Below are 13,661 nucleotides of genomic sequence, written 5' to 3'. Positions count from 1 at the left end.
GGCCAGATCCGCGACCGCTGGGTCTGACACCGGGGAAGTGGCGTCAGAACCAGGCGGGCGCAGATCTCGCCGCACGACCGTCAGAAGATGCCGGGCATCACTTCCTCTGACATGTCCGCGAACGGACCTTCCTGGGCATTCGAGAACTCGGTCCAACGACCCGAGTCCCAGATCTCGATCCGGTCCATCGCTCCGACGACCGTGCAGTCGCGGTCCAGGTGGGCCCAGTCGCGCAGGACCGGCGGCACCGAGATGCGTCCCTGCTTGTCGGGCACCTCCGACGAAGCGCCGGAGAAGAACATGCGGGTGAAGTTGCGGGCGGCCTGATTGGTGAACGGCGTGTCCCGGACCCGGTCGGTGAAGGCGTTGAAGCTCTCGGTCGTCCAGCCATAGATGCAGTTCTCCTGCCCGCGGGTGAGAACGATGCCGTTCTCCAGGCGGGGGCGGAACTTCGCCGGCAGGAACAGCCGGCTCTTGTCGTCGAGGCGTGGGGTGTAGGTGCCGAAGAAGTTCGATACATCCGGGTTCACCTCGCTCCTCCTCGCCGACCAGTTGCTCCATTTCGCCCCACCATACCCCACCTTCCCCCACTTGGGGGTCAGAAAGAAGGGTTTCTCAGGGATTCTTGGGCGCGCTCACCACTCCGTGGAGAGCAAAGAAATCGCCGTCATGGCAAAGAAAAACCGCCCCCGTAGGGGCGGTAGCGGTGAAAGTGGAGTGAAGTGGGGCGGTTCTAGCGATCGTCGCCGTCCCGGCGACGCTGCCAGCGCTCCTCCATGCGGTCGACGAAGGTCCCTGACGGCTTGCTCGGCTTGCTGGGCCTGCTGCCCGGGCTGCGGACCTGCTCCTCGTCGCGGCCACCGATGCCGCGCTTCCACGCGGTCATGAACAAATAGGCCGTCGCGAGCATCGCCACGAATCCCACGACCCCGAGCCACGTCATGGCAGAGACGGCTCCCGCGAACAACACCACGAGGCCACCGATGAAGCCGAGGACGGCCAGAGCCGCGACGCGCCGGTTGTGAGCCATGAACTTCGAGCCGCGGAGGGTCGACGCAAAGTCGGGGTCTTCGGCGGCCAAGGACTGCTCGAGCTGGTGGAGCAGCCGGGCCTCTTCATCAGACAGCGGCACTGTTGCCTCCTGGATCGGATGTTGCTGATGGCAAGTCTAGGCGCGCGATCGTGTGCAGACCAGCCGAAAGCGAAGTGAACTCCGCAGATCTGCTCAGCAGGCGCTCGAGGGCGTACAGCGCGTCGCGCGCTCCGGGCTCGGTATCGACGATCGCGCTGGGCACCAGGTCGGCGAACACGCGCAAGCCACTGGTCGCCACCGGGCTGAAACCATGCGAGGTCAGCAGCTCTTCCAGCTCGGCCACCACAAAACGCCGAAAGCCCATCGTGCGGACATCCCATGTGCCGGCCGATCGCTCGACGAGCGCCTGGGCGGTGACGAAGTCACCCGCAAGGGCCCGGGCGACGACCGCGGCATTGCGGCCCGCGACCACAACGCTGACATGACCTCCGGGTCGCAGGACCGTCGCAATCGTCGAAAGGGCGTGGGCCGGGTCATCCACGTGCTCGATCACACCGTGACAGATCACCAGGTCGAACGAGCCCGATGACACGTGCTCTAGCAGGTCGTCGGCATCGCCCTGGACGCCGTTGACGCCCTCATCGAGTCCGGCCTCCACACCCCTACGGTGCAACGAGGCCAACGCATCCGGACTCGGATCGACCACCGTGACGCGATGGCCGAGCGCCGCGAGACGGACCGCATCCCCACCCGTGCCGCCGCCCAGGTCGAGGACGTCGAGGGCTTCGCCGGATCCGGCCAGATCAACCGCGTCTACGACGGACTGCCACATCAGCTCAGTGCGGACCGGACCCATGCGGACACTGTGCCACAGCGCGAACAGCCGTCTCCGATAGCGTCGGTCCATGGAGTCCCTGACTGCCCTCGTGTTCTCCAGCGGCTGGGCGAGCGGAGTCAACGCGTATGCGACGGTCGCCGTCCTCGGCCTGATCGACCGCCTGAGCGACACCAGCACGATCCCCGACGCACTCGCGCGGACCGACGTGCTCGTGATCTCGCTCGTGATGTTCGCGATCGAGTTCGTCGTCGACAAGGTGCCGGTCGCCGACTCGGTGTGGGACGCGGTCTCGACAGTCGTGCGTCCCACCGTGGGAGCGTTCGTGGCCTACCAGTTCGCCGGCGACACGGGAGGGGTCGACCAGGCCTTCCTGACCGCGCTCGGTGGCGGGACGGCGCTGGCATCACACGGCGTGAAGTCGGGCATACGACTCGCGGTCAACACGTCGCCGGAACCATTCTCGAACGGCATCGTCAGCACCGCCGAGGACGTGGGCGTCATCACGGTCGTGGCGCTCGCCGTGAACCATCCTTGGGTTGCCCTGAGCGTCTCGGCCTCCCTGCTGATCGCCGGCATCCTCACCGTGATCGTGCTGTGGAGGGTCATCCGGAAGGCATGGCGCAGGCGGCGGAGCACCACCGCGTAGTGTGCGCGCATGGCGAACGTCGTGGTCGTGGGTGGCGGCTTCGCCGGGATGTCCGTCGCGGCCCGGCTGTCCAAGCTGCGGCACGACGTGGTCCTCCTGGAGTCCGGTGAACGACTCGGCGGTCGCCTGGGCGGCGTGACCATCGAGGGCCGAACGTGGCAGACCGAGCTCGACACCGTGACGCTCCCAGGAGTGTTCCGCGACCTGTTCCGGAAGTCCGGTCGCCCACTGGAGCAGGTCCTCGGGCTGACGATGACCGAGGGACGCCGCCACGTCTTCAAGGACAAGTCGACCCTGGACCTCCCCCTGGGCAATCGGGGCGATCAGCACACGGCCCTGATGGAGACCTTCGGGGAGGACGAGTGGTCACCGTGGGTCGACACGTTCGCCGAGACCTGGGACATCCTCCGTCGGATGGCACTCGACCAGGTGTGGCCCGGCAAGGACGTCGTGGACCGGTCCGTCCGCAAGTCGTTGCGTGTTCGTCGCAGCCTTGCCACCCTCGCCGAGAAGGATCTGCACGACGACCGCCTCCGCAAGCTCGTGCTCGATCCGCTACGCCTCGCCGGGCAGGACCGACGATCGACTCCCGCCCTCGCGGCAGTCAGCCACTACGTCGAGCGCTCGTTCGGCCGCTGGCGCTTCGCCGGAGGGTTGCCGGCGCTCGCCGCCGCGCTCGAGACCAGGCTCGGCGAGCGCGGCGTCGCGATCGAGCTCGGCGAGTCGGCTCACGAGCTCGTGCTGGACCGTGGTCAGGTGCAAGGCGTCGTCACCGATCGTCGTACCGTCCCGGCCGATGTCGTGGTCTGGTGCGCCCCGACGTGGCCCGCTCCCCTGCCCCCACCGCGGTTGATGCCCGTCATCCCGGCGTCCAGGACCCTGGTCGCACTGTCACCCGATGCACCTTCGATGCCCGGTGAGATCCTGGTCCACTCCAACCCCCCGATCCGTCTGTGGTCGGGCGGCGACGGGCTGTGGACGATCGAGCACCGCAGCGGCGAGGATCCATTGCGCGCGCTCGTGCGCTTCGGGATCGACCTGAGACCGTTCGCGGTCGACCAGACCAACCTGACACCCAGTGACCTCGTCGGGATGGGGCACTGGGGCTGGACGTGGCGCGGCTGGGCGAGCGCCTTCGATCTGCCGGGGGTCGCGCCAACCGGCGGCCTCCACTTCGCCGGCGCCCACGCCCATCCCGGCGCGACCCTCGAGGCCATCGGGATGGCGACCGCATCGATCGCCGAGGCGGTCGGTCCGGCTCCCCGCTGACCCGGCCCGCCGACGAGGGTCAGACCACGCCGTCTGACCGCAGGGCCTCGAAGATCTCGCGAGTCGCCTTGGACCGGTTGAGCGTGATGAAGTGCAGGCCCGGAGCGCCCCCGGCGAGCAGGTCGCGGCACAGCTGGGTGGCCAGCTCGATGCCCTTGCTGCGCACGGCCGCCTTGTCGTCCTGGATCGGCTCGACCTGGTCGAGAACCTCGCGAGGCAGCTCGGCGCCGGACAGCTCGGCCATCCGGGCGACCTGCGCGAAGTTGAGGATCGGCATGATGCCCGGGACGATCGGCATGTCGCAGCCCATCATCCGGACCCGCTCGACGAGGGAGAAGTAGTCCGAGGCGCGGAAGAACAGCTGGGTGATGGCGTACTCGGCGCCGGCCTCGGCCTTGGCGACCAGGACCTGGGCGTCGTGCTCGAGGCTCGCAGCATCGGGGTGGCCCTCGGGAAACGCCGCGACGCCGATGCGGAATCCGCCGAGACCCGTCGCGAGCTCGACGAGATCGACGGCGTGGTCCATGCCGTCGGGATGCGGTTCCCATGCAGCGCGCGGACCACCCTTGGGGTCTCCCCGGAGTGCGAGCACGTTGTCGACGCCTGCCGCCGCGTACTGCTTGAGCACTGACTCGATCTCGCCGCGAGTCTGCGCGACGAGCGTCAGGTGACCGACCGGACGCATCCGGGTCTGCTCTGCGATGCGAGCCGTGATGCGGACCGTACGCTCCTGGCTCGTGCCACCTGCGCCATAGGTCACCGACACGAAGGTCGGCTCGAGCGGCTCGAGCTCGGCGATCGTCTGCCACAGCAGGGCCTCGCCCTCGTCGTCCTTGGGCGGGAAGAACTCGAACGAGTAGCTCGGCGAGGGGCTTCGCAGCGCATCGACGAGGGACTGGTCTTCGGAAGGCATGGGCCAACGGTATCGTCCGGGCTGTGACTCCACGCGCCGATGATCCCGAATTCCGGACGCGTGTAGATCACACCCTGCGATCATTCGTCGACAGCCAGCGCCTGATCCTCACCGAGCTCGGACCGGATCTCGATGACCTCGCGGACGCCGCGATCGCCTTCGTCGCCGGCGGCAAGCGCCTGCGCCCCCAGTTCTGCTACGCCGGTTGGCTCGTGGCCGGCGGCGATGCCGACGAGCCGCGCATCGTGACAGCGGCCGCCGCTCTCGAGTGGCTGCAGGCAAGCGCGCTGGTGCACGACGACCTCATGGACGGTTCGGACACCCGACGCGGCCGCCCCAGCGTGCATCGCGCATTCGAAGCACAGCACCACGAGGAGTCCCGGCACGGCGATCCGGTCGGATTCGGGGTCTCGGCGGCGATTCTGCTCGGCGACCTGCTCCTGTCCTGGACCGACGAGCTGTTCAGGTCCAGCGAGCTCCCCCGCACGCCGGACGCGCTGCGCTTCCTCGACCTCTGCAAGACCGAGGTGGTCGCGGGCCAGTTCCTCGACGTCGCGGGGCAGACCCGCGAGTCACTTTCGGTCGCCGAGGCGATGCAGGTCGTGCGCTACAAGTCGGCGAAGTACACCGTCGAGCGCCCCCTCCACATTGGCGCAGCACTCGCCGGAGCCGACGTGGAACTGATTGCCGGACTGACCGAGGTCGCGCTGCCGCTCGGTGAGGCATTCCAGCTCCGAGATGACGTCCTCGGCGTGTTCGGCGATCCGAAGCACACCGGGAAGCCGGCCGGGGACGACCTCCGTGAGGGCAAGCGCACCGTGCTGGTGGCCCGGGCGGCAGAGCTGACCGACGACGCAGGGCGGGCGCTGCTCCGCTCCTGCCTGGGTACGTCCGACGGAGTCGGGCCCGTCCGTGATCTCATCAGCTCGTGCGGCGCGCTCGCGGCGGTCGAGAACGACATCGCCCGGCTCGAGGATCAGTCCGATGCCGCCATCGACCGGCTCGGCGCCAGGAGCCGAGCGATCCTGGGCCCACTCGCGCTCACAGCAACCCGTCGAAGTCGTTGACGCCGAGCTCGCCGCGCAAGATCACCGCGAGCGACGGCGCCTGCCCCACGGCGTCGCAGAAGATGTCCACGACAGCACTGGCGTGGACCGGGTCGACATCCGCGAGGTGGGCCAGCCCGTCCCAGATGATCACGGTCGGCTGCACGGCCAGGTCCGCCAGCGTGTCGAACAGTGCGTCGAGGTCGCGGCCGAACCACCCAGGCAGGCCCCATGACGTCGCCAGCTCCTCGTAGAAGTCCTCGACGGTTCTCACGAGCCGCGTGTCGAGCGTCAGCGCCTGCCAGCCGACTGACAGCGCTTCCTCGACGAGGTCCCTCTCGGGCGCGCCTCGCCAGCTGAACAGCCCCGACGACGTCGAACCGGCCAGCAGCGAGTCATACGACGCGGTCATCGGAGCCCCTCGACATCTGGCAGGCATGCCAGTCGGACGACCAGCAGCACGGGATCCAGAGGGGGCGACGCATGCCCGATAGTGTGTCGCATCGCGGCGTGGCGAACATCACGACGTGACCGGGACACGGGCCAGCGTCACGCTCCGGGTGTGCAAGAGTCTCTAGAATCATTGGACAGGTCGAAGGTATCCGCACAGGTCGAGGAGGGTGGCGTGACATTGACGCGCGATGAAGCCCTGGTCGGAAGTGTCCTCAGCGACCGTTACCTGATCGGCGAACGCATCGCGCGGGGTGGAATGGCAAGTGTCTTCCAGGCCACCGACCGCCGACTCGACCGCGGCGTCGCGATCAAGATCATGCACCACGGGCTCGGTGATGACCAACTATTCACCGACCGCTTCGTCCGCGAGGCCAAATCCGCCGCCAAGCTCAACCATCGTAATGTCGTCTCGGTCTTCGATCAGGGCAAGGACGGCGAGGTCACCTACCTCGTGATGGAGTACGTCCCCGGCCACACCCTGCGCGACCTCATGCGCGAGGAAGCGCCGATGCCGCCGTACCGAGCGCTCGAGCTCCTCGAGCAGGTTCTCGTCGCGCTGTCGGCGGCGCACGCCGCCAAGATCATCCACCGTGACGTCAAGCCCGAGAATGTCCTCATCACGCCGGACGGTGACGTCAAGGTCGCCGACTTCGGCCTGGCTCGCGCGGTCAGTGCCGCGACGACCGCGACCGGAGGCACCCTGATCGGCACGGTGTCATATCTCGCCCCCGAGATCGTCACCAACGATGGTGCCGACGCGCGCTCCGACGTCTATGCGTGCGGCGCGATGCTCTTCGAGATGCTCACCGGGGTCAAACCACATTCGGGCGAGTCACCGATCCAGGTCGCCTACAAGCATGTGCACGAGGACATCGGTCCCCCTTCCGCAGTCCAGGCAGGGATACCGCCCTATGTCGACGCGCTCGTGGCGCGCGCCACCGTCCGCGATCGCGATCAGCGCTCCACCGATGCCCGCGTGATGCTGCAACAGGTGCGATCCGTGCAACGCGCCCTCGACGCAGGGCTCACCGACGATCCCGACCTGGTCGCCGACCTCATGCCAGGTGGCCGGGTCGCCGACGACGCACCAACGGTCTCGGTGCCTCGGGTCGCGCTCGGCGCAGTCCCTGCGGCGGCGATGGCCTCGGATGGGGCGCCGACCGAGTCGGTCCGGCTCTCCGAGCCCACCGTCCAGTGGTCACCCGACTCGGGTGTCAGGCCCCCCCTCGTCCGGCCCTCTGATCTCCACACGCCCCCTGCCCTCGCCGAGACGGCCGAGCGTCCGGCGGGTCTGCACCCCGCCATGTCGGCCGAGGACTACAGGCGGGCGCGGTCCGGCGAGCAGAAGTCGCACCGTGGACGCAACCTCCTGATCCTGGTCGTCCTGCTGGCTCTCCTGGTGTTCGGTGTCGGCTACTACCTCAGCGTCGGGCGTTATGCCGAGACGCCCACGCTGACCGGCAGCGCCGAGACCGCGGCCAGGGAGAAGGCCCAGCAGGCGGGATTCGAGTTCTCTGTCGAGGAGCGAGTCTTCTCCGAGAAGTTCGCGCTCGGCCGCGTCATCGAGACCGACCCAGGTCCAGGCGACAAGATCCTGCCGGGAGGCAAGATCAATGCCGTCGTCTCCAAGGGCCCGGACCGGGTCACCATCCCCACCGATCTCAAGGGCAAGACCCTCGCGGCCGCCACGGCTGCGCTGGATGAGGTGGACCTCAAGGTCGGAGAACCCGAGCGCGTCTTCAGCGAGACCATCGACGAGGGTCGGGTCGTCGGTCCGGTCAACGTCACGCCCAAGGACCAGCTCAAGCGTGGCAAGACCGTCATCCTCGCGGTCAGCAAGGGCCGCAAGCCCATCGCGGTCGAGAACTATGTGGGCCGATCGCTCTCCGACGCGAGGAGCGGACTCGAGGCGGCTGGCTTCAAGGTCGTCTTCGCCGAGGCCTTCGATGACAAGGTCGACGAGGGTGTCGTGATCTCCCAGACCCCCAGCGCCGGCAAGAAGTTCAAGGACGACACGATCAGTCTCGTGGTGTCGAAGGGTCCCAAGAGCGTCGACGTACCGGATGTGACTGGCAGGACCGAAGCCGCGGCCCGCAAGCTGCTGCGCGCGGCAGGCTTCAAGATCAATGCCACCAAGACCAGCCCGGCCGCCAAGCCGACAGTGCGGTTCCAGAGTCCCGGCGCCGGCAAGAGCGCCAAGCGCGGCTCGACGGTCCAGATCATCCTGTTCTGAGCCAGGCTGTGCCTCTGAGCCAGGCTGTGCCTCTGAGCCACCTTGGCCGCGTGTAGTGAGACGCGCGTACAGGTTCCCCTACACTGACCCGATGGACCATCCCCGCATCGCACCCGGTGGCCTCAAGGAGCTCGGTCTCCTCAACTACGGGTTCAGCACCCTCGCCGGTCGCGTCATCGGTGGCAGCAAACCCAACGTCTTCACGACCCTCGGTCGCCAGCGCAAGCTGTTCCGCGGCTGGCTCTACTACAGCGGCAAGCTCATGCCGGGCGGCACGCTTCCTCGCCGCGAGAGCGAGCTCATCATCTTGCGCATCGCGACGATCCGGGAGTGCGAGTATGAACGTCGCCATCACGCGCGCATCGGTCGCAAGGCCGGGGTGACCCCCGCGCAGCTCGACCACCTCGCCGACGAGTCCTGGTCCGGGTGGACCGCCCGCGAGCGTACGCTCTTCGCCGCGGTCGATCAGTTCGTCGATGACAAGTTCATCGACGATGCGACCTGGGCCGAGCTGGCCGCTCACCTCCGCGAACCCGAGCTGATCGAGTTCTTGTTGCTGTGTGGCCAGTACGACTCCCTCGCCACGGTCCTCCTGACCCTCAAGGTGCAGCCCGAGGATCAGGGAACCATCGCTGCGAGATAGCGCTTCGCCATGACCCGCTGAAGGAGTCGGCCGATCGGACCGGCGACCCTTGTCTGCCAGGTTGCGGCGTTGGAGAACGCGATGATCGTCGCGGTGATCTCCCCTGTCGCCGGGTCGCGCTCGGCGATGAACCGCTCCTCCCCCGTCTCGGGGTGGCCGGGCAGCGTCCCATAGGCAAAACCCCGCCGATCTGGCTCGTCGATGACCTCGACCACCCGGCACGGGATCGTCTGGAGCAGGAACCGGAACGTCACATCAGCGCCCAGGACGACTCGGGCGGGACCGGCGACCTGACGTACGCCGGCGCGTTCCTGGACCTTCCACCTCGTCAGGATCTCCGCGACCTGGTCGAGATCGACGACCCCGAGCGCGCGCGACTTACGCATGTGGTGATATCCCGCGGGCAACGGCTCCCGAGCCGTCGCTCCCACCTCGGGATACGTCAGTTCCGATTCCGTCACGACGCCACGCATGGACCAGCGCGCATGGATTCGTCCTCGCGACCGACCCCACCGCAAGGTGAGATCACCCCCGGTTCCGTCACGACGCCCCGCATGGACCAGGGCGCACGGACTCGTAGGAGCACCTCGGAACAAACGACGAAGGCACCCCTGAGATCAGCCAACCGTGGGGTGAAACGCACGAGCAGTCCTGGCGACCGACCCCACCGCAAGGTGAGATCACCTAGCTACGACCAGACAGCATTTCCGCCACCAGGAACGCCAGCTCCAGGCTCTGGGCTCGGTTGAGCCGCGGGTCGCAGAGCGTCTCGTAGCGGTGGCTCAAGTCCTCCGCGGCCAGCTTGCCGCCACCACCGACGCATTCGGTGACATCGTCGCCGGTGAGCTCGACGTGGACGCCGCCGGGCCACGTGCCAAGGGCGCGGTGCACCTCGAAGAAGCCGCGGACCTCGTCGATGACGTCATCGAACTCGCGGGTCTTGTAGCCGTTGCTCGCTTCGAAGGTGTTGCCGTGCATCGGGTCGCACACCCAGGCGACCTCGATTCCGGCGGCCGTGACCTTCTCGACCAGGTTGGGCAGCCCGTCGCGGATCTTGCCGGCACCGAAGCGCGTGATGAAGGTGATCTTGCCCGGCGTGCGCTCGGGGTTGAGCTTTTCGTAGAGCCCGATCGCGTCGTCCGCCGTCGAGGTCGGCCCGAGCTTGACGCCGATGGGGTTGGCGATCTTGCTCAGCAGCTCGACGTGCGCTCCGTCGAGCTGACGGGTGCGCTCACCGATCCACACGAAATGGCTCGACACGTCATAGGGCCGCTCGGTACGCGAGTCGATGCGGGTGAGCGAGTGTTCGTACTCCAGGATCAGCGCCTCGTGCGAGGAGAAGAAGTCGACGGTGTGGAACTCATCGGGGTCGACCCCGATCGCATCCATGAACGCCAGCGCCCGGTCAATCTCGGCGCCGATGCGCTCATAGCGCTCCCCGACCGGGCTGCTCTTGACGAAGTCGGTGTTCCACGCGTGCATCTGGCGCAGATCCGCGTAGCCGCCGGTTGTGAACGCCCGCGCGAGATTGAGGGTCGCGGCCGATGCGTGATAGACGTCGACGAGCCGGTGCGGATCGTGTGCGCGCGACTCGGGGTCGAAGTCGAAGCCGTTGACTGCGTCGCCGCGGTAGGCAGGCAGGGTCACGCCGTCGCGGGTCTCGGTGTCGCTCGAGCGCGGCTTGGCATACTGACCCGCGAGGCGGCCGACCTTGACGACCGGGACGCTGGCGGCATAGGTCAGCACGACTGCCATCGACAGCAGGACCCGCAGCTTGTTGCGGACGTTCTCGGCGGTCACACCCTCGAATGTCTCGGCGCAGTCACCACCCTGGAGCAGGAATGCCTCACCGCGAGCGACCTCCGCGAGCCGGTCGCGAAGCGCATCACACTCCCCGGCAAAGACGAGCGGGGGCATCTTCCGCAGCTTCTGCACCGCGGCGTCGCGGGCAGACGGATCGACATACGTGGGTTGCTGGGCCGCACCCATCGCATGGAGGTCGTCAAGACTGGGAATGCTCACCCACCAAGAATACGCGGGTCCCCGAAGTACCCAGCCATGGGCCGAGCGCAGCGAAGGCAGGCGCCCGGGCGGGGAGCGGCGACGAAGGAGTCGCGCGCCTCACCAGCCCATCGTTCCCGGGGCACCCTTGAACGGTCCCGTCACACGGGACGTGATCCAGCCGCCGTAGAAGTCGCCCTCCTGCACCTGGACGACCTCCCCGTCGACGGTGCAGCGGTCGACCTTGCCGGGGTAGATCGCGACGTGCCCGACCAGGTCGCGATAGCCCGCGCTCGGCTGAGGATAGGTCCACGCCCCGGCCGCGATCGTCCGGTCCGGGGTGACGAGGTCGAAATAGGAGGCCGTGCCCTTCCACTCGCAGAACGTCCTGCCGGCAACCGCACGCAGGACCTCGGGGCCGAAGCTGTGGATCGGCAGGTAGTAAGTCGGCGGGTGACTTGTCTCGCAGATCCGAAACGACGTCGACGTCTCGGCGATGACGGTCCCTGCGAGCTCGACCACGATTCGCTCGTCGCTCGGTTCGATCGACGGCGGACGGGGGTAGTCCCAGACATTCTCGACAGTTCGCGCGGTCACGCCCTGAGGGTATGTCCGAAGAGCTCCATGAGCCCGTCGAACCAGCCACCCCGCTTCGCTGCGCGCGATCTGCTCAACCAAACAGGACTTCGGCCTCTTCGTAGAGCTCGGGCCGTACGGTCTTGAGCACGGCCGTGCCCTCCGACAGCGGGACTCGGGCGATATCGGTGCCGCGCAGGGAGACCATCGTGCCGAAATCTCCCTCGTGCACGGCCTGGATCGCATGGAGGCCGAAACGGGTCGCGAGCCAACGGTCGAATGCAGTCGGCGAGCCGCCACGTTGCACGTGACCCAGCACGACAGCGCGTGCCTCCTTGCCGGTCCGGTGCTCGATCTCGGACGCGAGCCGGTCGCCGATGCCACCGAGGCGTACGTGGCCGAAGGCATCCTTCTCACCACTGACGAGGGACATGTCGCCGCCCTCGGCCGGCACGGCGCCCTCGGACACCACGATGATCGGCGAATAGTGCGTCGCGAAGCGGCTCTCGACCTGGGCGCAGACCTTGTCGATGTCGAAAGGCCGCTCCGGGATCAGGATGATGTTGGCGCCGCCCGCGAGGCCCGCGTGCAGCGCGATCCAGCCCGCGTGGCGTCCCATGACCTCGACGACCAGGACACGGTGATGGGACTCGGCGGTGGTGTGCAGCCGGTCGATTGCCTCGGTCGCGATGTTGACCGCGGTGTCGAAGCCGAAGGTGAAGTCGGTGCCGGACAGATCGTTGTCGATCGTCTTGGGCACTCCCACGACAGCGACGCCGAGATCAGCCAGCTTGGTCGCGACACCCAGGGTGTCCTCGCCACCGATCGCGATCAGCGCGTCGCAGCCATGGGCCGCGAGGTTGTCCTTGATCAGTTCGACGCCGTTGTCGACCGCGAACGGGTTGGTGCGAGACGAGCCGAGGATCGTGCCTCCACGCGGCAGGATGCCGCGCACCTCGGGGATGCCGAGTGACATCGTGTCGTTCTCCAACGGTCCCCGCCAACCATCACGGAACCCGATGAACTCATGGCCATACGCGGAGACACCCTTGCGGACAGCGCCTCGGATGACCGCGTTGAGTCCGGGGCAGTCGCCTCCACCGGTGAGCATGCCGACCAACATATGTGTCTCCTTGGGTTGGGTCCTTGCGTCATCTCGCCATGCCTCAGAGCCGGCGGCTTCGCTGCAGATCGCACACGCTCCGCTGGCGCGACGGAAGGTTCACTCGCTGCGCTCACTCAGGTCGAATCTCGTCCCAGACCTCGTCGGCCTCAGCACGGGCGGCGACCTTGGCGTCCTCGCGCTCGACATCACGGTCCCGCTTCTTGGCGTCCTGGGCGTAGAGGTCGACATACTCCTGGTCAGACAGCCGCATGATCTCGTACATGATCTCGTCGGTGATCGCCCGCAGGATGTAGCGATCGTCCTGCATGCCCTCGTAGCGGCTGAAGTCCAGCGGCTTGCCGAACCGGACCCCCACCCGGACCACTTTGCCCAAGATCCGCCCTGGAGGCGCCACCACATTGGTGTTGATGACGCACATCGGGATGACACGAACCCCTGACTCCAGGGCGAGGCGTGCGACGCCGGTGCGGCCACGATAGAGCTTGCCGTCATGCGAGCGGGTGCCCTCGGGATAGATACCGCACACGTTGCCGTTCTCGAGCAGGCGCAGCTGCGTCTTGATCGCGCCGGCAGCCGAGCTTCCGCTCGTGCGGTCGATCGGCACCTGCCCGGCGCCGGAGAAGAAGGTCTTCTGCAGCCAGCCCTTGATGCCCGAGCCCTCGAAGTATTCGGCCTTGGCCACGAATGTGACCCGCCGCGGGACGACGCAGGGAGTGAAGAGCCAGTCGCTGTACGACAGGTGGTTCGACGCCAAGATCACGGCGCCTTCCTTCGGAAGGTTCTCGGTGCCTTCGGCCCATGGCCTGAAGATCAGCTTGAGCACGGGACCCAGTGCGAGGAACTTCAAGAACCAATAGAACACGGACAGGACACTACTCTGAACC

At 67.4% G+C, this 13,661-nt stretch carries 15 protein-coding genes; 5 read left to right on the top strand and 10 right to left on the bottom strand.

What is annotated here, in order from left to right; genetic code table 11:
* Positions 1 to 80: 80 nt before the first annotated feature.
* The 3 genes from mraZ to WKF39_RS01115 all read right to left on the bottom strand — a co-directional run bounded on the left by mraZ (position 81) and on the right by WKF39_RS01115 (position 1,889).
* Positions 81 to 530 carry a division/cell wall cluster transcriptional repressor MraZ gene (gene mraZ / locus WKF39_RS01125; RefSeq protein ID WP_340385066.1) on the bottom strand — a complete coding sequence of 150 codons (450 nt, stop codon included), beginning with the start codon at positions 528 to 530 and terminating at the stop codon, positions 81 to 83.
* Between the two features lie 203 nt (positions 531 to 733).
* Complete coding sequence (locus WKF39_RS01120; RefSeq protein ID WP_340385065.1) at positions 734 to 1,132, bottom strand: DUF3040 domain-containing protein; 399 nt, start codon at positions 1,130 to 1,132, stop codon at positions 734 to 736.
* A complete protein-coding gene (locus WKF39_RS01115; protein ID WP_340385064.1) occupies positions 1,119 to 1,889 on the bottom strand; it encodes a methyltransferase domain-containing protein in 771 nt (256 codons plus the stop codon). The genes WKF39_RS01120 and WKF39_RS01115 overlap by 14 nt, the downstream gene beginning before the upstream one ends.
* A 49-nt stretch (positions 1,890 to 1,938) precedes the next feature.
* On the opposite strand from WKF39_RS01115, the gene WKF39_RS01110 reads away from it, so the two are divergent.
* Both WKF39_RS01110 and WKF39_RS01105 read left to right on the top strand, forming a co-directional pair.
* Complete coding sequence (locus WKF39_RS01110; RefSeq protein WP_340385063.1) at positions 1,939 to 2,517, top strand: DUF4126 domain-containing protein; 579 nt, start codon at positions 1,939 to 1,941, stop codon at positions 2,515 to 2,517.
* 9 nt (positions 2,518 to 2,526) lie between these two features.
* Complete coding sequence (locus WKF39_RS01105) at positions 2,527 to 3,786, top strand: FAD-dependent oxidoreductase (protein WP_340385062.1); 1,260 nt, start codon at positions 2,527 to 2,529, stop codon at positions 3,784 to 3,786.
* Positions 3,787 to 3,805: 19 nt separating this feature from the next.
* Here WKF39_RS01105 and metF read toward each other — a convergent pair whose 3' ends face one another.
* Positions 3,806 to 4,699, bottom strand: a complete 894-nt coding sequence (gene metF, locus WKF39_RS01100; protein ID WP_340385061.1) for a methylenetetrahydrofolate reductase [NAD(P)H] — start codon at positions 4,697 to 4,699, stop codon at positions 3,806 to 3,808.
* 23 nt (positions 4,700 to 4,722) lie between these two features.
* Here metF and WKF39_RS01095 point away from each other — a divergent pair, with 23 nt between their 5' ends.
* Positions 4,723 to 5,766 (top strand): polyprenyl synthetase family protein, encoded by a 1,044-nt coding sequence (locus WKF39_RS01095; protein ID WP_340385060.1) that lies wholly within the window; start codon positions 4,723 to 4,725, stop codon positions 5,764 to 5,766.
* Here the strand turns inward: WKF39_RS01095 and WKF39_RS01090 are convergent.
* Positions 5,741 to 6,157 carry a barstar family protein gene (locus tag WKF39_RS01090; RefSeq protein ID WP_340385059.1) on the bottom strand — a complete coding sequence of 139 codons (417 nt, stop codon included), beginning with the start codon at positions 6,155 to 6,157 and terminating at the stop codon, positions 5,741 to 5,743. The genes WKF39_RS01095 and WKF39_RS01090 overlap by 26 nt on opposite strands.
* 213 nt (positions 6,158 to 6,370) lie before the next feature.
* On the opposite strand from WKF39_RS01090, the gene pknB reads away from it, so the two are divergent.
* Both pknB and WKF39_RS01080 read left to right on the top strand, forming a co-directional pair.
* Positions 6,371 to 8,431 (top strand): Stk1 family PASTA domain-containing Ser/Thr kinase, encoded by a 2,061-nt coding sequence (gene pknB / locus WKF39_RS01085; RefSeq protein ID WP_340385058.1) that lies wholly within the window; start codon positions 6,371 to 6,373, stop codon positions 8,429 to 8,431.
* Positions 8,432 to 8,522: 91 nt separating this feature from the next.
* Positions 8,523 to 9,074 carry a carboxymuconolactone decarboxylase family protein gene (locus WKF39_RS01080; protein ID WP_340385057.1) on the top strand — a complete coding sequence of 184 codons (552 nt, stop codon included), beginning with the start codon at positions 8,523 to 8,525 and terminating at the stop codon, positions 9,072 to 9,074.
* Here the strand turns inward: WKF39_RS01080 and WKF39_RS01075 are convergent.
* The 5 genes from WKF39_RS01075 to WKF39_RS01055 form a co-directional block, all read right to left on the bottom strand.
* Positions 9,050 to 9,535, bottom strand: a complete 486-nt coding sequence (locus tag WKF39_RS01075) for a DUF1990 domain-containing protein (RefSeq protein WP_340385056.1) — start codon at positions 9,533 to 9,535, stop codon at positions 9,050 to 9,052. The genes WKF39_RS01080 and WKF39_RS01075 overlap by 25 nt on opposite strands.
* Before the next feature lie 223 nt (positions 9,536 to 9,758).
* The gene (locus WKF39_RS01070) at positions 9,759 to 11,096 is read right to left on the bottom strand and encodes a 3-deoxy-7-phosphoheptulonate synthase class II (RefSeq protein WP_340385055.1); all 1,338 of its coding nucleotides are present in this window, start codon (positions 11,094 to 11,096) and stop codon (positions 9,759 to 9,761) included.
* Between the two features lie 99 nt (positions 11,097 to 11,195).
* Positions 11,196 to 11,672 (bottom strand): DUF427 domain-containing protein, encoded by a 477-nt coding sequence (locus WKF39_RS01065; RefSeq protein ID WP_340385054.1) that lies wholly within the window; start codon positions 11,670 to 11,672, stop codon positions 11,196 to 11,198.
* A 73-nt stretch (positions 11,673 to 11,745) separates the two neighbouring features.
* Positions 11,746 to 12,774 carry a 6-phosphofructokinase gene (locus WKF39_RS01060; RefSeq protein WP_340385052.1) on the bottom strand — a complete coding sequence of 343 codons (1,029 nt, stop codon included), beginning with the start codon at positions 12,772 to 12,774 and terminating at the stop codon, positions 11,746 to 11,748.
* 112 nt (positions 12,775 to 12,886) lie between these two features.
* The gene (locus WKF39_RS01055) at positions 12,887 to 13,639 is read right to left on the bottom strand and encodes a lysophospholipid acyltransferase family protein (protein WP_340385050.1); all 753 of its coding nucleotides are present in this window, start codon (positions 13,637 to 13,639) and stop codon (positions 12,887 to 12,889) included.
* Between the last annotated feature and the right edge of the window lie 22 nt (positions 13,640 to 13,661).

Source organism: Aeromicrobium sp. (assembly GCF_037719875.1).
In the GTDB taxonomy this organism is placed as follows: Bacteria; Actinomycetota; Actinomycetes; order Propionibacteriales; family Nocardioidaceae; genus Aeromicrobium.
Note: the sequence above shows the minus strand (reverse complement) of the source record. Positions and strands in the feature narration are given on the sequence as shown.

Excerpts from the sequence above, each read along its gene's own strand:
- WKF39_RS01115 (WP_340385064.1), bottom strand. The coding sequence starts at position 1,889 with ATGGGTCCGGTCCGCACTGAGCTGATGTGGCAGTCCGTCGTAGACGCG.
- WKF39_RS01110 (WP_340385063.1), top strand. The coding sequence starts at position 1,939 with ATGGAGTCCCTGACTGCCCTCGTGTTCTCCAGCGGCTGGGCGAGCGGA.
- WKF39_RS01105 (WP_340385062.1), top strand. The coding sequence starts at position 2,527 with ATGGCGAACGTCGTGGTCGTGGGTGGCGGCTTCGCCGGGATGTCCGTC.
- metF (WP_340385061.1), bottom strand. The coding sequence starts at position 4,699 with ATGCCTTCCGAAGACCAGTCCCTCGTCGATGCGCTGCGAAGCCCCTCG.
- WKF39_RS01090 (WP_340385059.1), bottom strand. The coding sequence starts at position 6,157 with ATGACCGCGTCGTATGACTCGCTGCTGGCCGGTTCGACGTCGTCGGGG.
- WKF39_RS01080 (WP_340385057.1), top strand. The coding sequence starts at position 8,523 with ATGGACCATCCCCGCATCGCACCCGGTGGCCTCAAGGAGCTCGGTCTC.
- WKF39_RS01060 (WP_340385052.1), bottom strand. The coding sequence starts at position 12,774 with ATGTTGGTCGGCATGCTCACCGGTGGAGGCGACTGCCCCGGACTCAAC.